General features: G+C 55.4%; 31 protein-coding genes. 10 read left to right on the forward strand and 21 right to left on the reverse strand.

All coding sequences use genetic code 11. The features are described 5' to 3' along the window. Position 1: 1 nt before the first annotated feature. Genes gspH through AC4ICF_RS21280 form a run of 7 tightly spaced genes read left to right on the forward strand, consistent with a single transcriptional unit; the run spans position 2 to position 4,795 of the window. Positions 2 to 502 carry a type II secretion system minor pseudopilin GspH gene (gene gspH, locus AC4ICF_RS21250; RefSeq protein ID WP_316380268.1) on the forward strand — a complete coding sequence of 167 codons (501 nt, stop codon included), beginning with the start codon at positions 2 to 4 and terminating at the stop codon, positions 500 to 502. Beyond that, on the forward strand, positions 499 to 852 hold the full coding sequence (gspI, locus tag AC4ICF_RS21255; protein ID WP_439209913.1) for a type II secretion system minor pseudopilin GspI: 354 nt from the start codon (positions 499 to 501) through the stop codon (positions 850 to 852). Before gspH ends, gspI begins: the two co-directional genes overlap by 4 nt. Beyond that, positions 849 to 1,427: a PulJ/GspJ family protein gene (locus tag AC4ICF_RS21260; protein ID WP_233003702.1), complete on the forward strand. Its 579-nt coding sequence runs from the start codon at positions 849 to 851 to the stop codon at positions 1,425 to 1,427. The genes gspI and AC4ICF_RS21260 overlap by 4 nt, the downstream gene beginning before the upstream one ends. Beyond that, positions 1,424 to 2,404 carry a type II secretion system minor pseudopilin GspK gene (gspK, locus tag AC4ICF_RS21265; protein ID WP_316380266.1) on the forward strand — a complete coding sequence of 327 codons (981 nt, stop codon included), beginning with the start codon at positions 1,424 to 1,426 and terminating at the stop codon, positions 2,402 to 2,404. The genes AC4ICF_RS21260 and gspK overlap by 4 nt, the downstream gene beginning before the upstream one ends. A 4-nt stretch (positions 2,405 to 2,408) precedes the next feature. Further along, positions 2,409 to 3,548 (forward strand): type II secretion system protein GspL, encoded by a 1,140-nt coding sequence (gene gspL / locus AC4ICF_RS21270; protein WP_316380265.1) that lies wholly within the window; start codon positions 2,409 to 2,411, stop codon positions 3,546 to 3,548. Further along, positions 3,541 to 4,023 carry a type II secretion system protein M gene (locus AC4ICF_RS21275; RefSeq protein ID WP_316380264.1) on the forward strand — a complete coding sequence of 161 codons (483 nt, stop codon included), beginning with the start codon at positions 3,541 to 3,543 and terminating at the stop codon, positions 4,021 to 4,023. The genes gspL and AC4ICF_RS21275 overlap by 8 nt, the downstream gene beginning before the upstream one ends. A gap of 1 nt (position 4,024) precedes the next feature. Beyond that, positions 4,025 to 4,795: a prepilin peptidase gene (locus tag AC4ICF_RS21280; protein ID WP_316380263.1), complete on the forward strand. Its 771-nt coding sequence runs from the start codon at positions 4,025 to 4,027 to the stop codon at positions 4,793 to 4,795. Positions 4,796 to 4,811: 16 nt separating this feature from the next. Here the strand turns inward: AC4ICF_RS21280 and bfr are convergent, their stop codons facing one another. From bfr to fkpA, 11 genes are all read right to left on the reverse strand, one after another. Continuing rightward, positions 4,812 to 5,288, reverse strand: coding sequence for a bacterioferritin (gene bfr, locus AC4ICF_RS21285; protein ID WP_233003706.1), 477 nt, complete (start codon positions 5,286 to 5,288; stop codon positions 4,812 to 4,814). A gap of 72 nt (positions 5,289 to 5,360) precedes the next feature. Continuing rightward, positions 5,361 to 5,555, reverse strand: a complete 195-nt coding sequence (gene bfd / locus AC4ICF_RS21290) for a bacterioferritin-associated ferredoxin (protein WP_008503493.1) — start codon at positions 5,553 to 5,555, stop codon at positions 5,361 to 5,363. A gap of 179 nt (positions 5,556 to 5,734) precedes the next feature. Then, positions 5,735 to 6,919: an elongation factor Tu gene (gene tuf, locus AC4ICF_RS21295; protein ID WP_014068448.1), complete on the reverse strand. Its 1,185-nt coding sequence runs from the start codon at positions 6,917 to 6,919 to the stop codon at positions 5,735 to 5,737. Between the two features lie 69 nt (positions 6,920 to 6,988). Continuing rightward, on the reverse strand, positions 6,989 to 9,103 hold the full coding sequence (gene fusA / locus AC4ICF_RS21300; protein ID WP_029882142.1) for an elongation factor G: 2,115 nt from the start codon (positions 9,101 to 9,103) through the stop codon (positions 6,989 to 6,991). Between the two features lie 96 nt (positions 9,104 to 9,199). After that, complete coding sequence (rpsG, locus tag AC4ICF_RS21305) at positions 9,200 to 9,670, reverse strand: 30S ribosomal protein S7 (RefSeq protein ID WP_003861706.1); 471 nt, start codon at positions 9,668 to 9,670, stop codon at positions 9,200 to 9,202. 96 nt (positions 9,671 to 9,766) lie between these two features. After that, positions 9,767 to 10,141, reverse strand: coding sequence for a 30S ribosomal protein S12 (gene rpsL, locus AC4ICF_RS21310; protein WP_000246815.1), 375 nt, complete (start codon positions 10,139 to 10,141; stop codon positions 9,767 to 9,769). A 124-nt stretch (positions 10,142 to 10,265) separates the two neighbouring features. Then, positions 10,266 to 10,553, reverse strand: a complete 288-nt coding sequence (gene tusB, locus AC4ICF_RS21315) for a sulfurtransferase complex subunit TusB (RefSeq protein WP_041911943.1) — start codon at positions 10,551 to 10,553, stop codon at positions 10,266 to 10,268. A 7-nt stretch (positions 10,554 to 10,560) separates the two neighbouring features. Continuing rightward, positions 10,561 to 10,920 carry a sulfurtransferase complex subunit TusC gene (gene tusC, locus AC4ICF_RS21320; protein WP_116342633.1) on the reverse strand — a complete coding sequence of 120 codons (360 nt, stop codon included), beginning with the start codon at positions 10,918 to 10,920 and terminating at the stop codon, positions 10,561 to 10,563. Continuing rightward, a complete protein-coding gene (gene tusD / locus AC4ICF_RS21325) occupies positions 10,920 to 11,306 on the reverse strand; it encodes a sulfurtransferase complex subunit TusD (protein ID WP_116342635.1) in 387 nt (128 codons plus the stop codon). Before tusD ends, tusC begins: the two co-directional genes overlap by 1 nt. Continuing rightward, positions 11,306 to 12,028, reverse strand: a complete 723-nt coding sequence (locus tag AC4ICF_RS21330; RefSeq protein WP_014885489.1) for a helix-turn-helix transcriptional regulator — start codon at positions 12,026 to 12,028, stop codon at positions 11,306 to 11,308. The genes tusD and AC4ICF_RS21330 overlap by 1 nt, the downstream gene beginning before the upstream one ends. 165 nt (positions 12,029 to 12,193) lie before the next feature. After that, a complete protein-coding gene (fkpA, locus tag AC4ICF_RS21335; protein WP_116342637.1) occupies positions 12,194 to 13,015 on the reverse strand; it encodes an FKBP-type peptidyl-prolyl cis-trans isomerase in 822 nt (273 codons plus the stop codon). Positions 13,016 to 13,253: 238 nt separating this feature from the next. Between fkpA and AC4ICF_RS21340 the strand changes: the two genes are divergently transcribed. Next, the gene (locus tag AC4ICF_RS21340) at positions 13,254 to 13,472 is read left to right on the forward strand and encodes a protein SlyX (RefSeq protein ID WP_008503009.1); all 219 of its coding nucleotides are present in this window, start codon (positions 13,254 to 13,256) and stop codon (positions 13,470 to 13,472) included. 51 nt (positions 13,473 to 13,523) lie between these two features. Here the strand turns inward: AC4ICF_RS21340 and slyD are convergent, their stop codons facing one another. The 4 genes from slyD to kefG form a co-directional block, all read right to left on the reverse strand. Continuing rightward, positions 13,524 to 14,108 (reverse strand): peptidylprolyl isomerase, encoded by a 585-nt coding sequence (gene slyD, locus AC4ICF_RS21345; protein ID WP_023331458.1) that lies wholly within the window; start codon positions 14,106 to 14,108, stop codon positions 13,524 to 13,526. Positions 14,109 to 14,202: 94 nt separating this feature from the next. Next, complete coding sequence (locus AC4ICF_RS21350; protein WP_013099038.1) at positions 14,203 to 14,403, reverse strand: YheV family putative zinc ribbon protein; 201 nt, start codon at positions 14,401 to 14,403, stop codon at positions 14,203 to 14,205. Positions 14,404 to 14,416: 13 nt separating this feature from the next. Continuing rightward, positions 14,417 to 16,222: a glutathione-regulated potassium-efflux system protein KefB gene (gene kefB, locus AC4ICF_RS21355; protein ID WP_316380262.1), complete on the reverse strand. Its 1,806-nt coding sequence runs from the start codon at positions 16,220 to 16,222 to the stop codon at positions 14,417 to 14,419. Then, on the reverse strand, positions 16,222 to 16,773 hold the full coding sequence (kefG, locus tag AC4ICF_RS21360; protein ID WP_014885493.1) for a glutathione-regulated potassium-efflux system ancillary protein KefG: 552 nt from the start codon (positions 16,771 to 16,773) through the stop codon (positions 16,222 to 16,224). The genes kefB and kefG overlap by 1 nt, the downstream gene beginning before the upstream one ends. A 138-nt stretch (positions 16,774 to 16,911) precedes the next feature. Between kefG and AC4ICF_RS21365 the strand changes: the two genes are divergently transcribed. Beyond that, a complete protein-coding gene (locus AC4ICF_RS21365; RefSeq protein WP_116342641.1) occupies positions 16,912 to 18,816 on the forward strand; it encodes an ABC transporter ATP-binding protein in 1,905 nt (634 codons plus the stop codon). 15 nt (positions 18,817 to 18,831) lie between these two features. Then, positions 18,832 to 19,764 (forward strand): LysR family transcriptional regulator, encoded by a 933-nt coding sequence (locus tag AC4ICF_RS21370; RefSeq protein ID WP_163330664.1) that lies wholly within the window; start codon positions 18,832 to 18,834, stop codon positions 19,762 to 19,764. 41 nt (positions 19,765 to 19,805) lie between these two features. Here the strand turns inward: AC4ICF_RS21370 and mdcH are convergent, their stop codons facing one another. The 6 genes from mdcH to mdcC all read right to left on the reverse strand — a co-directional run bounded on the left by mdcH (position 19,806) and on the right by mdcC (position 24,332). Then, positions 19,806 to 20,702 carry a malonate decarboxylase subunit epsilon gene (gene mdcH / locus AC4ICF_RS21375; RefSeq protein ID WP_316380261.1) on the reverse strand — a complete coding sequence of 299 codons (897 nt, stop codon included), beginning with the start codon at positions 20,700 to 20,702 and terminating at the stop codon, positions 19,806 to 19,808. Further along, a complete protein-coding gene (locus AC4ICF_RS21380) occupies positions 20,702 to 21,319 on the reverse strand; it encodes a malonate decarboxylase holo-ACP synthase (RefSeq protein ID WP_316380260.1) in 618 nt (205 codons plus the stop codon). Before AC4ICF_RS21380 ends, mdcH begins: the two co-directional genes overlap by 1 nt. Before the next feature lie 2 nt (positions 21,320 to 21,321). Further along, a complete protein-coding gene (locus AC4ICF_RS21385; protein ID WP_316380259.1) occupies positions 21,322 to 22,281 on the reverse strand; it encodes an AEC family transporter in 960 nt (319 codons plus the stop codon). A 125-nt stretch (positions 22,282 to 22,406) separates the two neighbouring features. Further along, entirely contained in the window at positions 22,407 to 23,207 is an 801-nt protein-coding gene (gene mdcE, locus AC4ICF_RS21390) for a biotin-independent malonate decarboxylase subunit gamma (RefSeq protein ID WP_316380284.1), read from the reverse strand. Beyond that, a complete protein-coding gene (locus AC4ICF_RS21395; protein ID WP_316380258.1) occupies positions 23,207 to 24,040 on the reverse strand; it encodes a biotin-independent malonate decarboxylase subunit beta in 834 nt (277 codons plus the stop codon). Before AC4ICF_RS21395 ends, mdcE begins: the two co-directional genes overlap by 1 nt. Then, a complete protein-coding gene (gene mdcC, locus AC4ICF_RS21400) occupies positions 24,033 to 24,332 on the reverse strand; it encodes a malonate decarboxylase acyl carrier protein (protein ID WP_316380257.1) in 300 nt (99 codons plus the stop codon). Before mdcC ends, AC4ICF_RS21395 begins: the two co-directional genes overlap by 8 nt.

Genomic DNA, 24,332 nt, shown 5'->3' on the forward strand with positions numbered 1-24,332 from the left:
CATGGAGCGGCAAAAAGGATTTACACTGCTGGAGGTAATGCTGGTGGTCGCGATTATCGCCGTCATGGCATCAATTATCGTCTCCTCGCAGAACGCTCGCCTGAGCGAGACTGGAAGGTTGCGGCAAAAAGTGGATGCTTTCCGGCAGATTGTGGAATTTGCCGCCGATGAGGCGTTGCTGGAAAACACCGCCATTGGGATCCGTGTGACACAGGAAGGATGGTTTTACGCGCATCCGAAATACGATCCCCACATGGGCTGGAGATGGGTCGAGATCGAAAAAGCTGATTCATTACATCTCACCGGCCACTGGCTTGATGGTTTTTACATTGAGATCGCACCGGCTTCTGAATACGGACAGCCGCAAATTGTCATTACACCCGACGGCCAGCTGGTACCGTTTACCCTGACGTTCCGGGATAGCGATCGTCGCCGGGTGTTGACGCTCGCCAGCGAGGGTAGCCTTCCGCTGACGCTGACGGTCGCCCAGGAGCAGCCATGAATCCTCGGCAAAGCGGCATGATGCTGCTTGAGGTGTTGCTGGCAATGGTGATTATGGCCACTACTGTCATCGCTCTGCTCAGCAGCATGCAATGGCAACTCACTGCCACCGATACGCTGCGCCAGGAGACGCTGGCGCTGTGGACCGCCGACAATGCACTCATTGAAGCGGGTCCTGCACACGGCCAGGCAGAGCAAAGCGGCTATAACTTCAGCTGGCAAATGACCCAGACCACCGCGGGAGAGCCGCCAATCGGCCGCACTCTGATTGAGGTGACATCACCGGATGGACGCACGCGGCAACTGTATTCATGGACCGTGCCCGAGGCTGCTCAGGAGCCAAAAAAATGAGCAAGGAGACAGGCTTTACGCTGCTGGAAGTTATGCTGGCCATCGCTATTTTCTCCACGTTGAGCTTCCTGGCATCACTCGTTTTCTCACAGGCGACGGAACAGCACCAACGGGCACAGACGGTTGCGGAAAAATTCAACGCGCTACAGCGCACCGAACGGATGCTCAACCGCGATCTGACTCAGTATGTACCGCGTAATAATCGCCAGACCAACCAGCCAATGTTTATCGAGACGGAAGGGATGATCTTTTCGACGCTGGCACCGGATAGCACCGCGCCGTTTGACGTCACGCCCAATCTGGTAACCGTCCACTGGTTTGTGAAAAATGGCGTACTGTATCGCGCCGTACGCCCAACGGCTGATAGCGATAAGCAGATGCCGCCGAGACCGATGCTAAATGACGTATCGCATTTCACCGCCCGCTTCCAGGCCAGTGAAGACGGCGGCACGCTATCTACAATCAGCCTCACGCTTGAGCTACAGGATCAGGAGCAAATCCGCCGCATCTACATTCTGCCGCCCTGGTTCCCGAAAGTGCAGGAAAATAGTCCTCTTATGGAGGCGGCGAAATGAAACGTGAAAAGGGATCGGCACTATTGATAACTCTGCTATTTATGGCGCTAATGGCCGCACTGGCGGCTGATATGACGATAAGCTTCCAGACACAGCTGCAGAGAAGTCGCAGGATTAACGATACGCTGCAGGTCAAATACGCGCTCTTCTACTCGGAGGCGCAGGCGCGTGAAGATCTACAAAAGGCGTTGCAAAGCAAAACCGTTCATGAAGAAAAGCCGGAGCCTGCCGGTAAGCGGATCCTCAGCGACACCACGCAGGTGAACTGGCGTTATGAAGACGCTCAGCATTGCTATAACCTCAATGCGCTGGCCTTAGCTCCGACAGAACCGTTAGCGACCCCACCCTATAGCATCACCGTATTCACCGCACTGCTCGAACAATCAGGAGTAGAGAAAATGCAGGCGAGAGAGATTGTGGACTCGCTGGCCGATGCAATAGACCCAGATACAACACCGCGGCGGTACGGCGCGGAAGACGAGTACTATCAGCAAGAGGCGCTTAAACCATTACCGGCAAACCAGCTGTTTTATCTTCCCAGCGAAGTTCGCAGGGTAAAAGGAATGACGCCGGCACTTTATCAAAAATTGTCTCCATACATTTGCGCCCAGTTTAGCTCAAGCCTTTCTATCAATATTAACCGCCTTAAAGAGGAGGACGCCCCGCTGCTTGCCGCCCTGTTTAGTAATGACCTCACTGTCGAAGATGCCAAAGCATTGCTAAACAAACGTCCCGAGGGGGGCTGGAAAAGCGTGGACGAATTTACCTGGCTGGCACAAAAAGAGTTTAGCGCTGCCAGGCCGCTAGTGGACGTGGTCAAGAAATTACTGACCACCCGCAGCAGCTATTTTCGCATTGTCGCTTCCGCCCAACAGGGCGAACTGAACGCCGGAATGATCACCACACTGCTTTATGACGACAAAAACAGCACGTTTAAGATTTATCAGCGCCAGCTCATTGCGGGCGAGGAAGATTAAAAGGATGTTAACGACCTCTTCTACTTTACTCATTCGTCTTTCCGAAGCGCCGGATGGCCCTCTGGAATGGACGCTGTATGATGAGCAGAGCCGCTGCGAGATACACTCGCTGGAGCCGGGCGCCTCGCTGTCGGGGCTGGCGCGCCAACAGGCAGACCGTCCGACTCACCTCCTCCTTCCGGTACAGAAGGCAACCTTCAGAACGTTAACCGTCCCGACAAGCGGCTACGAGTTGACCGCCCAAAAATTACAGTGGCTGGCGGATGAGACACTGGATGAGGGGCAACCAGTACACCACTGGACGATCCTATGTCACCACAACGAGGAACTCAGGGTCGTGGGTATTGATCTCGCCTGGCTCAAGGCCAGGTTAATGCCTTTTCTTGATGCCGGTTTTAACCTTTGTCACGTGACGCTCGACGCGCTCGCACTGCCTGTGACCGAAGAGGGCTGGACGCTTTGGCGCGATAAAGACGCCTGGCTGGTCAGAACACACGAAGGGCGTGCCTGTCGGCTGTCCGACATTTGGCTTGAACATTTGCTTGCTCACTATCGACCCACGCGGCTGTTGTGTTATGGCCAACTTACGAATATCGGTCATGACGATAGCGTACACGCGCTGCAGCCGCTGCTTGCCCTGTATCCTCAAGCCCACACAGTCAACCTGCTGCACGGGCGCGTTACCGATGGCGACAAGGCGAGACTTCTCATGGGCCGCCTGAAAAAAGTGGCCGTCGGTTGCGTGTTGCTGGCCGCTGGTGTTGCGCTCCTTACCCAGGCGGGACTTTACTGGCAACTCCATACTCTTGAACAGCAATTGAAAAACCGACAGCAGGCGCTGTGGCAAAGCTACATACCCGACAACCCGCACCGAAACAACATGAAGGCCTTTCTCCCGTCGCAGTTGCAACGCACCTTTCCCGCACCGCTCCCGATTCTGCAGCGGTTACATGAGGGTATGTCGACGTTTCCGACGTTATCGCTTGAGGGCGTGGACTACGATCGCAAACAAGGTTTGCTACGGATTTTGCTTTTTGCCCCTGATGAGGCCACCGTCAAACAATTTATTGCCGCTGACGCGTCAGGACTATCGCTGCGAATTGAAAAACATCAACAAGGATTGTGGACGCTACGCAATGATTAATCGCTTAAAGAACTGGCTATCACAGAAAAACGGAAACGAACGAGTACTGTACGTGGCGTTAATCGTCCTTACTCCTTTCATCCTGTACAGCTTCGGCCTCTATCTTCCGCTGTCTCGCGCCGTCGACACGCTGCAACTACGTTGTCAAAAGCTGAAGCGCGACACGGATTGGCTGGAGAAACAGGCCTCCGGACGGGGTCTACTGCCTATACGCAATGGGGCTAAAACCTTAGTAAATGCAGTCGTTGCCGATGCAAAACAGGCAGGCCTCACGGTGAAGATTAGTCAGAAGGATGAAACGCTGGAGGTCACCGCTGCGGCGATCGACGTGGAGGCGTTTATGTCATGGCTGTGGCAGCTGCAACTTGAAAAGGGGCTTCCCATCGATACGCTGGAATTTCACGCCAGTAAGCAAGGTGACAGCAGCATTATCCTCACGCGTATGACGCTTCCGCTGGGCACCCGAGGAAAATAAGATGCAATTGATACTGTTTCTGGCAATCGGACTGACTGCAGGTAGCCTGATGGGGCGCGTCGTTGACCGGTTGCCAATGATCGTGCAACGCGACCTCAGGGATCATGTGGGTAAAACGCGGCTTACGCTGTGGTCGCCGGGCTCACACTGCAGCCATTGCAATAATGTGGTGAAACGGGGGGACACCCTCCCATTGCTAAGCTGGCTACTACTGAGAGGGCGCTGCCGATACTGCCGCGGCATAATTCCTTTTCGATATCTGATGTTTGAGGCGCTGTGCCTGCTGGCATCGATCTACAGCGTTTATCAGCACCCCACCTCACCTGTCTTAGCGTTGGCGATTTTTCTCTATTTCTGGTTTGCGCTGACCCTGAGCGTGATCGATTACCGTTACTATTTGCTCCCTGACACGCTCACCCTACCGCTCCTGTGGCTTGGCCTGCTGTTTAATCTCCACAGTGGCGTGGTGACCTGCGAGGATGCGGTCACGGGTGCTGCGGCTGGCTATCTTTTTCTATGGGCACTTTACTGGCTGGTCTGGCTTCTGCGCCATAAAGAGGGACTGGGGTTCGGAGATTTCAAGTTGCTTGCGGCAGCAGGTGCCTGGACAGGCTGGCAGAGCTTACCGGTCATCCTGCTGGCGGCGTCGCTAATCGGCGTCATCTGGGGTCTGGTGCTAATGGTGAAAAAGCCGCACGTTTCGCCAGTGATTCCTTTCGGACCAGCGTTGGCGGCGAGCGGCTTCGGCTATTTTTACTGGTTTATAACCTGAGCACCTTAAGACGGTGTTATTCCTCTTCGCGGATTTGCGCCAGTAAATAATTCTGGATACCGAGTTTATCGATAAGATCGAGTTCGGTCTCCAGCCAGTCTATGTGACCTTCCTCGTCTGCCAGAATTTCGATCATCATATCGCGGCTCACATAGTCATGAACGCTGTCCGCGTAGGCAATGGCTTCACGAAGGTCTTTAGCACCTTCAAGTTCCAGCCTGAGGTCAGAACGCAGCATCTCCTCGACATCTTCACCGATGCCCAGCTTGCCGAGATCCTGCAGGTTAGGAATACCTTCAAGAAATAAAATACGCTCGATATATTTATCAGCGTGTTTCATCTCATCTATAGATTCATGGTACTCAACGTCATTCAGACGTGTAAGACCCCAGTTTTTGAACATTCTTGCATGGAGAAAATACTGGTTGATTGCGACAAGCTCATTTCCCAATAATTTATTGAGATAACTTATGATTTTAACATCACCTTTCATTATATAGTCCCTCCGCTTCCACTCATTGAAGCGTAGATCGGGCTACGGGGATGTCAAAAAAAAGATGGGCGCTTACGCGATCTCTTTGTATTCCGGGATCTGCATCAGTTCGTCCTGCATAATCTCACGCGCTGCGCGAACGCATTTACCGCATTGATTTCCCACCGGAACAAACTTGCGAAGCTGCTGGAATGACTGTGGCTGAAACTGGCGAACGGCCTGACGTATTTTTTTGTCGCTTACACCATTACATAAACAAACGTACATAGAGACTCCCGTTCAAAATATGCGCAAAGTGTAAGTGAGAATGGTTATGATTACAATAGCACAAGCGCCGGAATACGGGGCGGGAGCGGACAAATAATGCGAATTTTTATGACAGTGACTTTACGGTAGAAAACAAAAAAGGACGCCGAAGCGTCCTTTTTTTATTCAGGGATAATTAATTAGCCCAGAACTTTAGCAACAACGCCCGCGCCAACGGTACGGCCGCCTTCACGGATTGCGAAACGCAGACCGTCGTCCATCGCGATTGGGTGGATCAGAGTCACAACCATCTTGATGTTGTCGCCTGGCATTACCATCTCTACGCCTTCTGGCAGTTCGATGGTACCGGTCACGTCAGTTGTACGGAAGTAGAACTGTGGACGGTAGCCTTTGAAGAACGGAGTATGACGGCCGCCTTCGTCTTTGGACAGGATGTACACTTCAGATTCGAACTTGGTGTGTGGCTTGATTGAGCCTGGCTTCGCCAGAACCTGACCACGTTCGATTTCTTCACGCTTGATACCACGCAGCAGAACACCAACGTTCTCACCGGCACGGCCTTCGTCCAGCAGTTTGCGGAACATTTCAACGCCAGTACAGGTAGACTTCGCAGTCTCTTTGATACCAACGATTTCAACTTCTTCACCAACTTTGATGATACCGCGCTCTACACGACCGGTAACAACGGTACCACGACCGGAGATGGAGAATACGTCTTCGATTGGCAGCAGGAATGGCTTGTCAATCGCACGCTCTGGTTCTGGGATGTAAGAATCCAGGAAGCCAGCCAGTTCGATGATTTTCGCTTCCCACTCTGCTTCGCCTTCCAGCGCTTTCAGCGCGGAACCACGAACGATTGGGGTGTCGTCGCCTGGGAAATCGTACTGAGACAGCAGTTCACGAACTTCCATCTCTACCAGTTCCAGCAGCTCTTCGTCATCAACCATGTCGCATTTGTTCAGGAACACGATGATGAAAGGAACGCCTACCTGACGACCCAGCAGGATGTGCTCACGGGTCTGAGGCATTGGGCCGTCAGTCGCAGCAACAACCAGGATCGCGCCGTCCATCTGCGCAGCACCGGTGATCATGTTTTTAACATAGTCGGCGTGGCCTGGGCAGTCTACGTGTGCGTAGTGGCGAGTCGGGGTGTCGTATTCAACGTGAGAAGTGTTGATGGTGATACCACGAGCTTTTTCTTCTGGCGCGTTATCGATCTGGTCGAATGCACGAGCAGAACCACCGTAGGTTTTAGCCAGAACGGTAGTGATTGCAGCGGTCAGGGTAGTTTTACCATGGTCAACGTGGCCGATAGTACCAACGTTGACGTGCGGTTTTGTACGTTCAAATTTTTCTTTAGACACGGCTATATTCCTTACTATAGTGCTCTCCCCTCTGGAGAGAGCACGGGACTTAGGTTTTAATCCTGTGGATTACTTACCACGGGCTTCAATAACGGCCTGAGCAACGTTGTTAGGCGCATCATCATACTTCAGGAATTCCATGGTGTATGATGCACGACCTTTGGTCAGAGAACGCAGCTGAGTTGCATATCCGAACATTTCGGACAGCGGAACTTCAGCGTGGATCTTAACGCCAGTTACTTCGGATTCCTGACCACGCAGCATACCGCGACGACGGCTCAAGTCACCGATAACGTCACCGGTGTTCTCTTCAGGAGTTTCTACTTCAACCTTCATGATTGGCTCAAGCAGAACTGGTTTTGCTTTCTTAAAGCCTTCTTTAAAGGCAATAGACGCAGCCAGTTTAAACGCCAGTTCAGAGGAGTCAACGTCGTGGTAAGAACCGAAGTGCAGACGGATACCCATGTCAACAACCGGATAGCCAGCCAGAGGGCCCGCTTTCAGCTGTTCCTGGATGCCTTTATCAACGGCTGGGATGTATTCGCCAGGAATTACACCACCTTTGATGTCGTTGATGAACTCGTAACCTTTCGGGTTAGAGCCCGGCTCCAGTGGGTACATGTCGATCACAACGTGACCGTACTGACCGCGACCACCAGACTGCTTAGCGTGTTTACCTTCAATATCGGTAACTTTCGCGCGAATCGCTTCGCGGTAAGCAACCTGAGGTTTACCCACGTTCGCTTCAACGTTGAATTCACGCTTCATACGGTCAACGATGATGTCCAGGTGCAGTTCACCCATACCAGCGATGATGGTCTGGTTAGATTCTTCATCAGTCCATACGCGGAATGATGGGTCTTCTTTCGCCAGACGGCCCAGAGCCAGACCCATTTTTTCCTGGTCAGCTTTGGTTTTTGGTTCAACTGCGATGGAGATTACCGGCTCAGGGAATTCCATACGCTCCAGAATGATCGGGTGATCCGGGTCACACAGGGTGTCACCAGTGGTCACGTCTTTCAGACCGATAGCTGCAGCGATGTCGCCCGCACGAACTTCTTTGATCTCTTCACGTTTGTTAGCGTGCATCTGTACGATACGGCCAAAACGTTCACGCGCCGCTTTCACGGAGTTCAGGATGGTGTCACCGGAGTTAACCACACCAGAGTAAACGCGGAAGAAGGTCAGGTTACCCACGAATGGGTCGGTAGCAATTTTGAACGCCAGTGCAGAGAACGGCTCGTCATCACTTGCGTGACGCTCAGCCGGAGTATCTTTACCGTCGTCCAGGATGCCGTTGATCGCAGGAACGTCAACCGGGGATGGCAGGTAGTCAACTACCGCATCCAGCATCGCCTGAACACCTTTGTTCTTGAACGCAGAACCACAGGTTACCAGGATGATTTCGTTGTTCAGAACGCGCTGACGCAGAGCTTTTTTGATCTCTTCTTCAGACAGTTCTTCACCACCCAGGTATTTCTCCATCAGCTCTTCAGAAGCTTCAGCAGCGGATTCGATCAGGTTCTGGTGCCATTCGTCAGCCAGGTCCTGCATCTCAGCCGGGATATCTTCGTATTCGAAGGTAACGCCCTGGTCTGCATCGTTCCAGTTGATGGCTTTCATTTTCACCAGGTCGATAACGCCGGTGAAGCCTTCTTCAGCACCAATTGCCAGCTGCAGCGGAACAGGGTTCGCGCCCAGACGGGTTTTGATCTGGCCAACAACTTTCAGGAAGTTAGCACCCATACGGTCCATTTTGTTAACGAACGCGATGCGTGGAACTTTATATTTGTTCGCCTGACGCCATACGGTTTCAGACTGTGGCTGAACACCACCAACTGCGCAATAAACCATTACCGCGCCGTCAAGAACACGCATGGAACGTTCTACTTCGATGGTGAAGTCAACGTGGCCCGGGGTGTCGATGATGTTTACGCGATGCGGTTCGTACTGCTTAGCCATACCTGACCAGAATGCAGTAGTCGCTGCGGAGGTGATGGTAATACCACGCTCCTGCTCCTGTTCCATCCAGTCCATGGTGGCTGCGCCGTCATGAACTTCACCGATTTTATGGTTTACACCGGTGTAGAACAGAATACGTTCGGTAGTAGTGGTCTTACCGGCGTCGATGTGCGCACTGATACCGATGTTGCGGTAGCGTGCGATGGGTGTTGTACGAGCCATTTGATTCCTCGTTTGTTTCTTTAGGCGTTCAGTTAAGTTACCCAGAGCGGGCGGCTTCTCTGAAGCGCCCGCCTGGTGACTAATACTCCGAAGGGATTACCAACGGTAGTGTGCGAACGCCTTGTTGGCTTCTGCCATACGGTGAACGTCTTCACGTTTCTTAACTGCAGTACCTTTGTTTTCTGCAGCATCAGAAAGTTCGTTCGCCAGACGCAGAGCCATGGATTTATCACCGCGTTTACGAGCAGCTTCAACGATCCAACGCATTGCCAGGGCATTACGACGAACCGGACGAACTTCAACTGGAACCTGATAAGTAGAACCACCAACGCGGCGGGACTTAACTTCTACAGTTGGGCGAACGTTGTCGAGAGCGACTTCGAAAGCTTCCAGTTCATTTTTACCAGAACGCTGAGCCAGGGTCTCCAGCGCGCTGTATACGATTGCTTCTGCAGTAGATTTTTTACCATCTACCATCAGGATATTTACAAATTTTGCCAGCAGTTCTGATCCGAACTTCGGATCTGGAAGAATTTTACGCTGACCAATGACGCGACGACGTGGCATGGGAATACTCCGTTGTTAATTCAGGATTGTCCAAAACTCTACGAGTTTAGTTTGACATTAAGATAAATCAGTTTGGCCTTACTTAACGGAGAACCATTAAGCCTTAGGACGCTTCACGCCGTACTTGGAGCGAGCCTGCTTACGGTCTTTAACACCTGAGCAGTCCAGCGCACCACGAACGGTGTGGTAACGAACACCCGGAAGGTCTTTAACACGACCGCCACGGATCAGGATCACGGAGTGCTCCTGCAGGTTGTGACCTTCACCACCGATGTAGGAAGTCACTTCGAAACCGTTAGTCAAACGCACACGGCATACTTTACGCAGTGCGGAGTTTGGTTTTTTAGGAGTGGTGGTATATACACGAGTACATACGCCACGTTTCTGCGGGCAGGCTTCCAGCGCAGGCACGTTGCTTTTTGCAACTTTGCGTGCACGTGGTTTGCGTACCAGCTGGTTAACTGTTGCCATTAAATAGCTCCTGGTTTTAGCTTTTGCTTCGTAAACACGTAATAAAACGACCTCATACAATATGAGGACGCGAAATTTTAGGGCTACGTCGAAAAGGTGTCAAGAAATATACAGCGATCTCAAATCACCAGTTCATTTGACTGGCGTGCGTCACAGTAAGATTGACGAAATCAGTATAGCCAACCACGTCAATTTTGGCTGAAATTTGACCAGAAAGACCCCGCGCATCCAGATCGTCCTTCAGCGCAGAGACAGTTATGGGGGCATTCGTGAGAATTTCAACGAAACGGCCGCCTTCAAGCGCAGCGAGCACGCCATCCTGAATCAGCAGCAGATCGTCACCTTCGCGCAGCATGCTCAACAACGTGTCGATATCACATTGCCATGGTGAATGGCTGAGAATATGGAGCATGGAAGCCTCAGAAAGTCAGAATGGTGTCGTAGTGGGAAAGCTGTTCACGCAGTGCTGCGGCAGGCAAGGTCGTCACATCCAGCACAAAAGGCGTCTTATCGCTTAAACCGCGTACCGTTAGGGAGTCGGCACAGACATAGCAGGTTTCAATATCGTAAAGCGGCAGCACTTTGAAGGTGGAAATGTAGTCGCGTGCCAGAATGGCCTGCGGCTGTTGGCCCGCCAGAAGCTGAAGCACGCCGTCCCCCATAAAGAAGACACCGATATCTTCTGTCAATGCCGATGTCGCAAGCAGCGCATCCAGTCCTTCGCGGCCAGAGGCGCTGCCGTGCGGCGCAGAAGTAAAAACAAATGCCACACGCTTCATCAGAATTGCACCACTCTGTCGCAGGTTAACGCCGCCTGGGCCAATGCGCCCAGACCACTCAATGAAAAACCAGGCTGCAGGTTAGCGCCCGATAACCCCAGGCGTTCGGCTTCGGCTGTATCCGTCACGCCGCGACGCAGCGCCGCCGCTACGCAGATATGCAGCTCTACGCCCTGCTTTTCATTTAACGCCTGCCAGGCGCGGACCAGGTCAAACTCGTCACTCGCCGGTGACGTAAATTGGTTCGCGTTATACACCCCTTCCCGATAGAAGAAGACGCTCGCCAGTTGGTGTCCGGCCGCCAGCAGCGCATGCGCAAACTGCAGCGCGCTGCTGGCCTGCTGAGTCCCATACGCGGGGCCCGTTACCATTAACGCAAAACGCATTACTTATCTTGCCCCACGAAATCGCCGCTTTTGAACTGACGGATGTAGAGGTAAACCGTATGCTTTGAGATGTTCAGACGATCGGCCACCTGGTTGATGGCATCTTTAATATCAAAAATCCCTTTCTCGTAGAGATTGAGAACGATCTGGCGATTCTTGGCGTTGTTCGATACGTTGCGGTCGGCATTGACCTCTTCAATGGTGAACTCAAGCGTCTGCGTCACAAGATCTTCAACGGAGGAGGCAAAGTTAACAGAAGAGCCGACGTCTGGCGTTTCTGGCGGAATAAAGGTGCTCATGATCTGGGAGAAAGGCACATCAAGGTTCATGTTGATGCACAGCAGCCCAATCACACGATGCTCGCGATTTCGAATCGCGATGGTTTCTGATTTCATCAGCACGCCGCTTTTGGCGCGGGTGAAATAACATTTTGAGACGCTGCTGTCCGCGCCGGTCATGTCATGCAACATACGCAATGCAAGGTCGGTAATTGGCGAACCAATTTTACGGCCGGTATGCTCACCATTAGCAATGCGGATGGCGGAACACTTCAGATCTTGCAGGGAGTGCAATACGATTTCGCAGTGGGAACCAATGAGCATCGCTAACCCGTCCACTACCGCTTCATAGGATTTCAGAATATCGAAGTCGGTCTGGTCAAAAGGACGTTGATCCAGCAAATCAAGTTCACTGGTTTCGTTGGTTAAAAGCGACCTGGACATGAAAAAAACACTCCTTTTCAGGAGCCTGTCGTTAGGTTTTCAGGGCAGGCTCATTATCTACACGGACAACTAAATTAATACAGCGTGCCTAACGCTTTCCAGTGTTAATTATATCTGCCCCACAATAAAAAACCGCCGCCTTAAAAGGCGGCGGTTTGCATCACATTACTTCTTCGCGTCTGTCGCAGCTTTCTGATCTGCCTGCGCTTCCGGTTTCGCATCCGCTTTCGGCGCTGGTTTGATGTCCAGCAGCTCTACGTCGAAGACCAGAGTGGAGTTAGCCGGGATACCCGGAACGCCAGTTTTGCCATAGGCCAGATCCGGTGGGATAACCAGCTTGATTTTGCCGCCTTTTTTGATGTTTTTCAGGCCTTCAGTCCAGCCAGGGATCACACCGTCAAGACGGAAGGAAAGAGGCTCACCACGAGTGTAAGAGTTGTCGAACTCTTTACCGTCGATCAGCGTACCTTTGTAGTTCACCACAACGGTGTCGCTGTCTTTAGGCGCATCACCGGTACCTTCTTTCTCAACTTTATACACCAGGCCAGTAGAAGAGGTTTTCACACCCTTCTCTTTAGCAAAGGTATCGCGGTAGGCTTTGCCTTTCGCTTCGTTGTCTTTAGCGTCCGCTTCCATCTTGGTCTGAGCGGCACCCTTCACGCGCGCTTCGAACGCCTGCAGGGTCTGTTCGATTTCCTGGTCAGAGAGCTTGCTCTTATCAGCAAAGGCGTCCTGAACACCCGCGATCAGCTGGGTTTTATCCAGTTTGATGCCCAGTTTCTCTTGTTCTTTCAGAGAGTTTTCCATGTAACGGCCCAAAGATGCGCCCAGTGCGTAGGCGGATTTCTGGTCGTCATTTTTGAACGCCGCTTTGCTGTCTGCAGTGGCAGCAGGCTTCGCAGCAGTATCAGCAGCGAATGACAGCGGCGCGTTCAGTGCAACAGCCATCGTCGTCGCCAGCAGCGTTACTTTAAACAGTGATTTCATCCATATCTCCAGGGCCTGGGGACTCTCACCCCAGCGTTAAACGTAAATGAGTGACGTACTATAAAACGTTGCGGAAGAAATCTACAGACAGACACTTCCAATTCTCGCCACTTTTCAGACTATTTTTGTTTAAATAAGTTTCTTGCCAACGGTATAGAGACTGTACTTAAGGATAAACTCAGTTAAACTGCGCCGCCGCTGGGCCAATATGGCATATCAGATATAAACGAGGTGAATGATGAAGGATACAACGATAGAAGCGAGAATGGCTGAGCTGGAAAGCCGCCTGGCTTTTCAGGACATCACCATCGAAGAGCTTAACCAGACCGTGACCGCGCACGAACTTGAAATGGCGAAACTGCGGGATCATATGCGCCTGCTGACGGAAAAGCTGAAGGCGACGCAGCCGTCAAACATTGCCTCGCAGTCAGAAGAGACGCCACCACCTCATTATTGAGGCGTAAAAAAAGCGGGATTATCCCGCTTTTTTATTTTCCGCATGACGGAATTAGTGGCAACCGCAGCCGCCGTTACCGCAACCACCTTTACCATGGTCATGACCATGGTCGTGGCCGTGACCACCGCAGCAGCCGTCGTGGCCGTGATCGTGATCGTGGTCGTGACCGTGCGCACCGTGAACGTGGCCATGAGCCAGCTCTTCTTCGGTCGCTTCACGGATCGCAACAACTTCTACGTTGAACTTCAGGTTCTGGCCAGCTAGCATGTGGTTGCCGTCAACCACAACGTGGTCGTCTTCAACTTCAGTGATTTCAACAGGAACCGGACCCTGGTCAGTTTCAGCCAGGAAGCGCATGCCAACCTGCAGCTCGTCAACGCCCATGAACACGTCTTTAGGAACGCGCTGGACCAGATTGTCGTCATACTGACCGTAAGCGTCGTTCGCGCCTACAGCAACGTCAAATTTGTCGCCAACTTCATGACCTTCCAGCGCAGTTTCCAGGCCGGAAATCAGGGAACCGTGACCATGCAGGTAGTCCAGCGGCGCACTCACCGGAGACTCATCAACCAACACACCGTCTTCTGTACGTACCTGATAGGCCAGGCTGACCACCAGGTCTTTTGCTACTTTCATGATATCTCCTGAGCGTGGGAAAATTGCTGGCGCAGATTGTAGCGGAAATCTGCACCCGTGTACCCTTAAGCTTAAAAAAACTCAGAGCATATCGCTAGTCTGGATGAAAAATGCCGATCACTTGCTCTTCTTTGCGAACGTGATCGCGTGCTTCTTTGTCGGCCTCACGCATCTGGTGACCGCACTTAACACACTCAACAACATCAATATTATTTTCCCGCCACATCGCCAGGGTATCTTGCGCCTGGCAGGACGGGCACTTTGCACCCGCGATAAAGCGTTTACGTACAGCCATCTTTCGTTACCCTTTATTCAAATTCATCCCAGCCGTCGAGCTGGCGTCGTTCCTGCTGCATCTCTCTCTGGAAGATCTCCTCCAGCTCGCGACGCGCTTCCCGCACGCGTGAGATCTGCGCCGTATCGGTATGTACCGGCATCAGCTCACGCAGCATTCTCATATCCAGCCGGCGGAAATGCATCTGGGCGCGCTGCGCCTGGTGAGGATGCATCCCCAGGGAAATTAACGCCTTGCGCCCCAGCTCCAGCGCACTGGAGAACGTCTCGCGTGAGAAGTGTTTCACACCCGCCTGCAACAATTCGTGAGCTTCAACACGTCCCCGGGCACGCGCCAGAATATGCAGGTGCGGGAAGTGCTGCTGACACAGCTCCACCAGCTTCATCGTATCTTCCGGATCGTTGCAGGTGATGACGATAGACTCTGCGGCTTCCGCCCCGGCCGAGCGCAGAAGCTCAAGTTGGGTCGCATCGCCGTAATAGACTTTGTAGCCATATTTACGCATCAGGTTAACCGCGCTGATATCGCGCTCCAGCACCGTAATGCGCATTTTGTTCGCCATCAACAGGCGGCCAATCACCTGCCCGAAGCGGCCAAAGCCCACGACAATAACCTGCGGCTTATCGTCTTCCACCCACGGCGCTTCATCTTCATCGTCTGCCGGATTCAGGCGCCGCGACAGGAGTTTATCCACCATCTTTATCAGCAGCGGCGTGGTCATCATCGACAGCGTCACCGTTACCAGCAGCAGCGCCATCTGGTCGTCTTTAAACAGCTTCTGTGAGGAGGCGGTAGAAAACAGCACGAACGCGAACTCGCCTCCCTGACTCAACACGCTGGCAAACTGCATGCGTTCTGAACTGCGCAGCCCGTAGATACGCGCCATGACGTACAGTACCAGCGTCTTCACCGCCACCAGAATGGCGACGCTAACAATGACCCACAGCAGATGGGTATAGAGCACGCCAAGATTGAGCGCCATTCCCACAGAAATAAAGAACAGGCCTAACAGCAGTCCTTTAAAGGGATCGATGGCAATTTCCAGTTCGTGACGATATTCGCTCTCCGCCAGCAGCACCCCGGCGATAAAGGTCCCGAGCGCCATCGACAGCCCCAGCGCGTCCATAAACAGCGCCGAGCCGAGCACCAGCAGCAGCGTCGCCGCGGTAAATACCTCGCGCACGCCCGAGGCAGCAATAAAGCGGAACACCGGACGTAACAGGAAACGTCCACCAATCAGCATGCCCGCGAAGGCCAGCACCTTCATGGAAATTTTTGCCCAGTCGAAGTGATCGTCGCCCGAGCCCGCCAGCAGCGGCACCAGCGCCAGCGCCGGGATCACCGCTAAATCCTGAAACAGCAGGACCGAAAAGCCCAACTGTCCGGCTTCATTGCGGTTCATACCCTTGTCGCGCATCAGCTGCAGCGCCATCGCCGTCGACGACATGGCAAGGCCTATCCCGCCGATGACCGCCGCCTGCCAGGAAAAATGGGTCAACATGAGCAAGCCAGCCAGAATCGCGGCGCTGAAAAGCACCTGCGCGGCGCCCACGCCAAAGATAGAGCGTCGAAGCTGCCACAGCTTCGAGGGGTTCAGTTCGAGGCCGATGATGAACATCAGGAACACCACGCCGAGCTCCGAGAAATGGAGAATTTCATCCACGTCGCTGATGAAACCCAGTCCCCAGGGGCCAATGGCGATCCCTGCGAGCAAATACCCCAGCACCGCCCCAATGCCGATACGAGCGGCAAGCGGCACCGCGACAACGGCCGCAAATAAAAACAGCACCCCGGCGAGGAGCAAATTCGATCCTTCCATTAACGACCTCCTGCCGGAATCGGTGATGCCAGCCATTCGCCGTAGGCTCTGGCGTGGCTTGCCAGTTCTTTCGGATCCTGACGCCGTGCCCAGTAGACAATAATCGGACTCATCCAGTGCATGCGGCACATGGCCGCAGTCAGCTCGAAAGGCCGCAGGATATCGCTCATCGGATAGCGGTTCAGCCCGTCGTGACGGTAAGCGCTTTCGGGTTCACCGGTGGTGATCACACTGCGCCAGTACTTTCCCGCCAGTTGGTTGCCCCCCACCCCGCTGGAAAAACCCCGGCTCAGCACGCGATCCAGCCACTCTTTCAGCAGCGCCGGGCAGCTATAGGTATAAAGCGGATGCTGGAACACAATCACGTCATGCTGACGCAGCAGTTCCTGCTCGTAAGGAATATCAATAAAGAAATCAGGATAGTGCGCGTAGAGATCGTGCACCGTTACGTTACTGAGCTGTGTGGCCGGCTTAAGCAGCACCCGGTTTGCCACCGAGTCCTGAGATTCCGGATGGGCATACAGCAGCAGCACTTTTGCTGTCTGAGACATCATTCCCCTCCCGGTCTTGTTTCTGTTTTTGTGTATCGTCGTTGTTTTGGGCTACCATGGCGGCCCGGTGCGGAAAACGGCCCACACCTTACATTATCATAATGACAAATTAACATAGTCGGAACATACGGCGCTTCTATGATTGTTTTCTCCTCGTTACAAATTCGTCGCGGCGTGCGCGTCCTGCTGGATAACGCCACTGCTACCATCAACCCGGGCCAGAAAGTGGGTCTGGTCGGCAAAAACGGCTGCGGTAAATCCACCCTGCTGGCGCTGCTGAAAAACGAGATTAGCGCAGATGGCGGAAGCTTTACTTATCCGGGAAACTGGCAGCTCGCCTGGGTGAACCAGGAGACGCCCGCCCTGAGCGAACCGGCGCTCGACTATGTTATCGACGGCGACCGTGAATACCGTAAGCTCGAAGCGGAACTCAACGCCGCGAACGAGCGCAACGACGGTCACGCCATCGCTACCGTTCACGGCAAGCTGGACGCCATTGACGCATGGACAATTCGCTCCCGCGCCTCCAGCCTGCTGCACGGACTGGGCTTCAGCAACGAACAGCTTGAACGTCCGGTCAGCGATTTCTCCGGCGGCTGGCGCATGCGCCTCAACCTGGCGCAGGCGCTGATCTGCCGCTCTGACCTGCTGCTACTCGATGAACCCACTAACCACCTCGATCTCGATGCGGTTATTTGGCTGGAGAAGTGGCTTAAGAGCTATCAGGGCACTCTGATTCTCATCTCCCACGACCGCGACTTCCTCGACCCGGTGGTGGATAAAATCATTCATATCGAACAGCAAACGATGTTCGAGTACACCGGCAACTACAGCTCCTTTGAGCGCCAGCGCGCGACGCGCCTTGCCCAGCAGCAGTCAATGTATGAAAGCCAGCAGCAGCGCGTGGCGCATCTGCAGAGCTTTGTGGATCGCTTCAAGGCCAAAGCCTCAAAAGCCAAGCAGGCCCAGAGCCGCATCAAGATGCTGGAACGCATGGAAATGATTGCCCCGGCACACGTGGATAACCCGTTCCACTTCAGCTTCCGCGCGCCGGAAAGCCTGCCTAATCCGCTGCTGAAGATGGAAAAGGTCAGCGCGGGCTATGGGGAGCGCACCATCCTCGACTCCATCAAGCTCAACCTGGTGCCGGGTTCGCGCATTGGCCTGCTGGGGCGTAATGGCGCAGGTAAATCAACGCTCATCAAACTGCTGGCCGGCGAGCTTAACCCTGTCAGCGGTGAAATCGGGCTGGCGAAGGGCATCAAGCTGGGCTACTTCGCCCAGCATCAGCTGGAATTTTTACGCGCGGATGAATCCCCGATTCAGCACCTCGCGCGTCTGGCGCCGCAGGAGATGGAGCAGAAGCTGCGCGATTACCTCGGCGGCTTCGGTTTCCAGGGCGATAAGGTGACCGAAAACACCGAGCGTTTCTCCGGCGGCGAAAAAGCCCGTCTGGTGCTGGCGCTGATCGTCTGGCAGCGGCCCAACCTGCTGCTGCTCGATGAACCGACCAACCACCTGGATCTCGACATGCGCCAGGCCCTGACCGAAGCGCTGATCGAGTTCGAAGGCGCGCTGGTTGTGGTTTCACACGACCGTCACCTGATCCGCTCCACCACGGACGATCTTTATCTGGTACACGGCGGCAAAGTCGAACCGTTCGACGGCGATCTGGAAGACTACCAGCAGTGGCTGACGGACGTGCAGAAGCAGGAAAACCAGCCGGAAGAGTCAGCCAAAGACAACGCCAACAGCGCGCAGTCGCGTAAAGACCAGAAGCGCCGCGAAGCGGAGCTGCGCACCCAGACCCAGCCGCTGCGTAAAGAGATTGCCCGTCTCGAAAAAGAGATGGAAAAGCTCAACGCCACGCTTGCCACCGTTGAAGAGAAGCTCGGCGACAGCGGTCTGTATGACCAGAGCCGAAAAGCTGAACTGACGGACTGCCTGCAAACGCAGGCGAAGACTAAATCGAGCCTCGAAGCGTGCGAGATGGCGTGGCTGGACGCGCAGGAACAGCTGGAAGCGATGCTGCAGGCAGATTAAACCATCGGGAGGGTTATGCGTTTCGATACCACGTGCGACATTACATTCCGTAAGCTCAGCATCTTCATGACCTTCATGGAGAAGGGGAACATCGCGCGGACCGCCGAAACGCTGGGCCTGAGCGGCGTCAGCGTACACCGCGCGCTGCACACCCTGGAAGAGAACGTGCGCTGCCCCCTCTTTACCCATAAGGGGCGTAACCTGATTGCGCTCCCCTCCGCCTGGACGCTGCTGGAGTATTGTCAGGAGGTGATGCAGGTGATGGAGCGCGGGCTGGAAGAGTCCCGCAAAATTGCCGGTGTTGGTCAGGGGCGGCTGCGCGTGGGCACGCTCTACTCGCTGACGCTGGAAACCGTGCCGCGTCTTATCATGGGTATGAAGCTGCGCCGTCCCGATCTCGAAATGGATCTGACGATGGGCTCCAACGACACCCTGCTGCACATGCTGGACGAAGGCTCGCTGGACGCGATTCTTATCTCCATTTCCGAAAGCGACATCGACCGTAACAGCCTCGAAGTGCTGCCGCTATTCCATGACGACATCTTCCTTGCTGCACCGGCTTCCGCCACGCTGAATACCCGCGGCCCCGCGGATCTGCGTGATTACAAAGACCAGAAATTTGTCGCTCTTGCAGAAGGGTTCGCCACGTATGCAGGGTTTCAGGAAGCGTTTCATATCGCCGGGTTCGAACCGGAGATTGTTACCCGGGTGAATGACATTTTCTCGATGCTGAGCCTGGTGCAGGCTGGCGTTGGTTTTACGCTGATGCCGGGCAGGATGAAGAAGGTGTACGAGAATTCCGTGCAGCTCCTCAAGCTGGCGGAGCCGTACCAGATGCAGCAGCTGATCGCGATTGTCTTTGCCCGCAACCGTGAGCATGATCCGAGCCTGCGGGCATTGGCCGCCGAGGGGCGGATGTATGCGCGCAGCTTGCAGGAAAGTGTCTGATATATTGCCCGGTGGCGGCTGCGCCTTACCGGGCTAAAAACTCACGCACGAAGTCGCTTCGCCAGATGCACCGCCACGTCCACCCCGCTGCGCTCCAGCGAAATGGTCTCTCCTTCCCACGCAGCCTGCCGCGTCAGGCAGGTCAGTACGCCGCCGGGCGGCATTTCAATCGCCAGTCGGGCTTCACGTTCGTTAGCGGAAATCACCGCCTCCTGCCAGCGCACGGTTCGTGCCATGTTCATCGCCAGATCGTCAGCGATTTTTTCCGGCTGCCAGAGCACGCGGCCGGTACTGCCGCTCAGGTAGGCGCAGCGTGGACGAGCCAGCGTGACGGACTCAAACGCCGACGCCAGCTTTTGTGCCGGTTCCGCCAGCAGTTCACAGTGGGACGGCACGCTTACCGCCAGCCGTCTGGCCTTGCTCGCCCCTTTTGCCAGCGCGCGTGCCGCCACCTGCGCCATCCCGTCATCGCTTCCGGCAATCACGATCTGCGTTTCAGCGTTCAGGTTGGCAATGTAGGTTCCGGTGCCTTCAATCAGCGTTTCCACCTGCGGCAGGGTTAAGCCCATGATTGCCGTCAGGCCGTAGCCGTGCGGGTAAGCCTGCTCCATCAGATCACCGCGCAGCGCCACCAGCTTCAGCGCGTCCGAAAAGTCCAGCGCGCCTGCGATAACCGCCGCCGGATAAGCGCCGATGGACAGCCCGCTGACGATATCCGGCGTCACGCCACGGCGCTCCAGCTCGCGCCCCCAGGCCACACCGGCAATCAGCAGCGAAAGCTGAACCGCGCGGGTATGGGTTAACGCGTCTGCGCCGTCCAGCGTATCCGCTTCGGCGCCAAGTACCTCTCGCGCCTGTTCCAGCTCCGCTCCCGGCAGGTTTTGCAGCATCCCTTCATGCTGCGTGCCCTGTCCCGGAAAGGTAAACAATATTTTCATCACTCCTCCCTGCGCCACGGATCCGCCACCAGGCGCGGTCCGCGGCGAGTTTTCAGCAGCGTTTTTCCGTCGCGCAACCACTCCGCCAGCGCGAAGCCTCCTTCGGGCGTATCGACCTGCGTATCCGCCCGGCACAATGCGCGGCTCAGCTGCGACTGCCATGCGGTAAAAGCATCGGGGGAAATCGGCTGCGGCGCGCGGATCAGCAGATCAAGATCGCTGTCGGCATGTATAACCGGAATGCCGGTCGCCAGCGCGTAGCCGGTGCTGCCGGTAATACCCCACGTCCACGGCCATGCCTGCTGAGCAAGCTGCAGCGCCACCTGAACCGGCGGCTGGGTGACAAACGGCGAATGCAGCAGATCGGCGGTAACGCACAGATCTTCAGGCGATATCACGCGCAGCACGTTTTCCGGCTTCACCCATCCGGCCGCACGCTGGTCGCGACGCAGACCGCGCACGCCAACGGGAATGCGGCCTTCACTATCAACATCACGCCGCACCACTACCGGCAGGCCAGTATGCCAGGCCGCCTCCACCCAGGATTCGGTGATGCCTTCCAGCGCGTCGCGCGCGGTAAGCCAGATGAGGTCGTGCGGGCGTAATGTTGTGGTCATGATTACATTCCTGAAGTCAGCGAGATAAACAGCGGCAGCGACAGGATACACAGTACAGAGCTTAACAGCAGCACGGCCTCAGCATCCGGCGACTGCACGCCAAAACGGTTACCGAACACCACGCCGAAGAAGCCCGCGGAGAGCGCGATCATCAGGATAGCGGTAATTGCCACGGAGCCGTGCAGACCGAAGATCAGCACAATACCCCAGGCAATCGCAGGCTGAATCAGCAGTTTAGCGAGGGTCGAGGTAATCACCATGGTATTGATCTGCAGTTTGCGGGCAGAGAGGATTACCCCGGTCAGGAACAGTGCGGCAGCGGTGGCGGACAGCCCCAGCGGTTTAATCGCCGCAAGCACCAGTTCCGGCATTTTGATGCCGATGGCGGAGAGAATTACACCCAGCAGCGGGCCCATCACAATCGGTTTCTTAATAGAGCGCCACATCAGTACCGGCAGCATGGAGAGCGTTGAGCCGGAATTATTCCCCTCGGCACGCGCTTTCTCACGCTCCAGGATCAACAGGCAGAACGGGGTCATCAGCACTGAGCCGCAGGCAATAGAGACCGCGACGGACAGAGACGTAGAAGATCCTTCACCCAGCACGCTGCCCAGAATCGGCAGACCAAGCGCTGCGTAGTTCGGTAAGGCTACCGTCAGGGTCAGCACGGCTGCGTCCTGCGGGGATTTCTTAAAGACGTTGGTGGCGAGGAAGTAGATGGCCGCATAGGTAATCCACATCGCCAGCGTCAGCACCAGAATCAGCGGTGACTGCGCCACGATGCCGGTCCACGGGGTTTGCACGGTGGCGCTGAACAGCGCGGCAGGCAGTGCAAAATCCATCACGAAGATATTCAGCAGGGAAACATTCTTGTTATCGACCATCTTTGCCTTACCGGCCCAGAATCCCAGCAGCATGATGACGAAAATCGGTGCAAGAGCATGAACAATTACGTAAGTCATAAATCACCTGTAGTAAAAAAGTTTAAGCACTGGCGCGATGATTATTATTTTCAGGATGCAGGCTCCCGCGCGGGCGCAGCAGGCGCGCCCACGGGGTTTGCATCTCTGGCAGGTCTTTTTTTTACTTACCAGCTGGCTCGCATACGTTCGCGTACGAGCGCCGAGCTGCGGCGGTTGTCAGCACCGAGACGATTTTTAAGCGTCGCGTCCTGACGAGCGTCACTGATGGCCTGTTGCAGGGTGGTTTTCACCTGAGCCAGATCGTTATCGGATGGGGCATCCGGGTTGCTGATGTCCAGCAGGCTGGAGAGCAGTCCCAGCGTGGCATAGTTGCTGATGTCGTACGCCATGGGCGGAATGGTTGCCGCCAGTTTTTCCAGCGCCTCGACGGTACGTAGCGTGATACGCGCCGCAGACTCTTTGCCCATCGCGTGGATCAGCACGCCCTTGTCGTTGAAGGCGATCAGACGGTTGGCCTGGTAGCCGTGCGCCAGGAACGCGCCGGACATCGCCTTGCCGACGATCAGGCCAATCACCGGGTGACCAGCCAGGCGCGCGTTAGCATACGCAGCAGCGGCTCCCGCCAGCGCCTGATGAATACCAAACGCCTCTTCGCGACGGCCATAGGCCTGGCTTGGGACGTCAATCACCGCCACTATCGGGCGCTTCACGGCCTTATCGGCATCCGCCGCTACGGTTTCGCTGACCACTTTTGCCAGCGTCCAGCCTTCCAGCAGACCCACTTCGCCTTTCGCCGCCCGCGGGAAGTGGTTGTTGGCATCCGGCACCACGGCCACAAAGCGCACCGTCTCACCGTTCAGCTCGCCGTCTGCCGCCTGAACGGACGGGCAGAGCCCCGCGATACGTTTGGCGTTCGGGGCGAGAGTTTTCAGCCAAAGCTCGCCGCGGCTCATTGTGTTACTCATCATTTCACCTCCCGGGCAAAAAGCGCGTGAATCTGTTCGGCATCGGCCTGTTTGCGGGTGTCGAAATTGGTCAGACGGTTCAGGTAATCGTCGTAGTTATCGGTGCGGTGTTTCGCCGGTACGCCCTTCGCAATCGCCTCGTTCATCGCCGCCTTCACCGCGTTTACGCCGTCGCCCACCAGGGCATCCACCAGCCTGCTTTGATAGCGCACTTCGCCGCCGGTCATGCTCCAGATAAACGGACGGTCGCGGGAGTCGTACTCTTCAATGCCCGCTTCCTGCTCGATAACCTGCGGACCGTTGAGGCCAAGACGCGCTTCGCGGGTCACGATCAGGTAGCTGCATAGCGCCGCGGCAATGGACATCCCGCCGAAGCAGCCCACGGTCCCGGCCACAATCCCGATGACGGGCGTGTAGCGACGCAGGTCTACAATCGCTGCGTGGATATCGGCAATCGCCGCCAGGCCGAGGTTAGCCTCCTGCAGACGCACGCCGCCGGTTTCGAGGCACAGCACCGCCTGCGTCGGAATGCCGTTGCGGTTATCTTCCGCCGCCAGCTCCAGCGCCGCCGCCATTTTGGCGCCAGACACTTCGCCCATGCTGCCGCCCTGGAACGCGCCTTCAATCGCGACCACGACCGCAGGCTGACCGTTGATGGTGCCTTTCGCCACCACCATGCCGTCATCGGCCTGCGGGACAATGCCCTGTGGCCCAAGCCACGGCGAGATAATGCCTTCAAACGGATCCAGCAGTTCGCGGTAGCTGCCGTCATCCAGCAGGGCCTGCGCGCGCTGGCGCGCTTTTAGTTCGATAAAGCTGCTGTCATCACGCATGGCTCACCCCCTCAAAAACCTGTTCGATGCGAATGCGCGCCACGCCCGGCGTCGCGCCGAAGTCGTGGATGGTCAGTTTGCCTGCAGGCAGGCTGCTGACGGTGTGCAGGCGGTTCAACAGCGCCTCCCAGCGGCCACGGCTGTTGTCGACGGAGGTGGTGATATCAACGATTAAGGTCTGGCCCGGTTCGGCGGTGAAGAGCACCTCCATATCCCCGGAGCCGACGACGCCTGCCAGCGCCCTGCCGCTTAACGCGCGGCTGGCGGGCACGGTCAATGTAATTTTTTCCAT

The organism is Enterobacter sp. ECC_219_Taxon_10, assembly GCF_058354905.1.

Coding starts and splice junctions, on each gene's coding strand:
- rpsL (WP_000246815.1), bottom strand. CDS start 10,141: ATGGCAACAGTTAACCAGCTGGTACGCAAACCACGTGCACGCAAAGTT.
- AC4ICF_RS21395 (WP_316380258.1), bottom strand. CDS start 24,040: ATGCGTGATGACAGCAGCTTTATCGAACTAAAAGCGCGCCAGCGCGCG.
- rpsG (WP_003861706.1), bottom strand. CDS start 9,670: ATGCCACGTCGTCGCGTCATTGGTCAGCGTAAAATTCTTCCAGATCCG.
- gspH (WP_316380268.1), top strand. CDS start 2: ATGGAGCGGCAAAAAGGATTTACACTGCTGGAGGTAATGCTGGTGGTC.
- mdcE (WP_316380284.1), bottom strand. CDS start 23,207: ATGAGTAACACAATGAGCCGCGGCGAGCTTTGGCTGAAAACTCTCGCC.
- gspI (WP_439209913.1), top strand. CDS start 499: ATGAATCCTCGGCAAAGCGGCATGATGCTGCTTGAGGTGTTGCTGGCA.
- fusA (WP_029882142.1), bottom strand. CDS start 9,103: ATGGCTCGTACAACACCCATCGCACGCTACCGCAACATCGGTATCAGT.
- kefB (WP_316380262.1), bottom strand. CDS start 16,222: ATGGAAGGATCGAATTTGCTCCTCGCCGGGGTGCTGTTTTTATTTGCG.
- mdcH (WP_316380261.1), bottom strand. CDS start 20,702: ATGAAAATATTGTTTACCTTTCCGGGACAGGGCACGCAGCATGAAGGG.
- tusC (WP_116342633.1), bottom strand. CDS start 10,920: ATGAAGCGTGTGGCATTTGTTTTTACTTCTGCGCCGCACGGCAGCGCC.
- AC4ICF_RS21385 (WP_316380259.1), bottom strand. CDS start 22,281: ATGACTTACGTAATTGTTCATGCTCTTGCACCGATTTTCGTCATCATG.
- slyD (WP_023331458.1), bottom strand. CDS start 14,108: ATGAAAGTAGCAAAAGACCTGGTGGTCAGCCTGGCCTATCAGGTACGT.
- AC4ICF_RS21365 (WP_116342641.1), top strand. CDS start 16,912: ATGATTGTTTTCTCCTCGTTACAAATTCGTCGCGGCGTGCGCGTCCTG.
- mdcC (WP_316380257.1), bottom strand. CDS start 24,332: ATGGAAAAAATTACATTGACCGTGCCCGCCAGCCGCGCGTTAAGCGGC.
- AC4ICF_RS21280 (WP_316380263.1), top strand. CDS start 4,025: ATGCAATTGATACTGTTTCTGGCAATCGGACTGACTGCAGGTAGCCTG.
- AC4ICF_RS21275 (WP_316380264.1), top strand. CDS start 3,541: ATGATTAATCGCTTAAAGAACTGGCTATCACAGAAAAACGGAAACGAA.
- fkpA (WP_116342637.1), bottom strand. CDS start 13,015: ATGAAATCACTGTTTAAAGTAACGCTGCTGGCGACGACGATGGCTGTT.
- gspK (WP_316380266.1), top strand. CDS start 1,424: ATGAAACGTGAAAAGGGATCGGCACTATTGATAACTCTGCTATTTATG.
- AC4ICF_RS21260 (WP_233003702.1), top strand. CDS start 849: ATGAGCAAGGAGACAGGCTTTACGCTGCTGGAAGTTATGCTGGCCATC.
- AC4ICF_RS21350 (WP_013099038.1), bottom strand. CDS start 14,403: ATGGCTGTACGTAAACGCTTTATCGCGGGTGCAAAGTGCCCGTCCTGC.
- gspL (WP_316380265.1), top strand. CDS start 2,409: ATGTTAACGACCTCTTCTACTTTACTCATTCGTCTTTCCGAAGCGCCG.
- AC4ICF_RS21340 (WP_008503009.1), top strand. CDS start 13,254: ATGAAGGATACAACGATAGAAGCGAGAATGGCTGAGCTGGAAAGCCGC.
- AC4ICF_RS21370 (WP_163330664.1), top strand. CDS start 18,832: ATGCGTTTCGATACCACGTGCGACATTACATTCCGTAAGCTCAGCATC.
- bfd (WP_008503493.1), bottom strand. CDS start 5,555: ATGTACGTTTGTTTATGTAATGGTGTAAGCGACAAAAAAATACGTCAG.
- kefG (WP_014885493.1), bottom strand. CDS start 16,773: ATGTCTCAGACAGCAAAAGTGCTGCTGCTGTATGCCCATCCGGAATCT.
- bfr (WP_233003706.1), bottom strand. CDS start 5,288: ATGAAAGGTGATGTTAAAATCATAAGTTATCTCAATAAATTATTGGGA.
- tusB (WP_041911943.1), bottom strand. CDS start 10,553: ATGCTCCATATTCTCAGCCATTCACCATGGCAATGTGATATCGACACG.
- AC4ICF_RS21330 (WP_014885489.1), bottom strand. CDS start 12,028: ATGTCCAGGTCGCTTTTAACCAACGAAACCAGTGAACTTGATTTGCTG.
- tusD (WP_116342635.1), bottom strand. CDS start 11,306: ATGCGTTTTGCGTTAATGGTAACGGGCCCCGCGTATGGGACTCAGCAG.
- AC4ICF_RS21380 (WP_316380260.1), bottom strand. CDS start 21,319: ATGACCACAACATTACGCCCGCACGACCTCATCTGGCTTACCGCGCGC.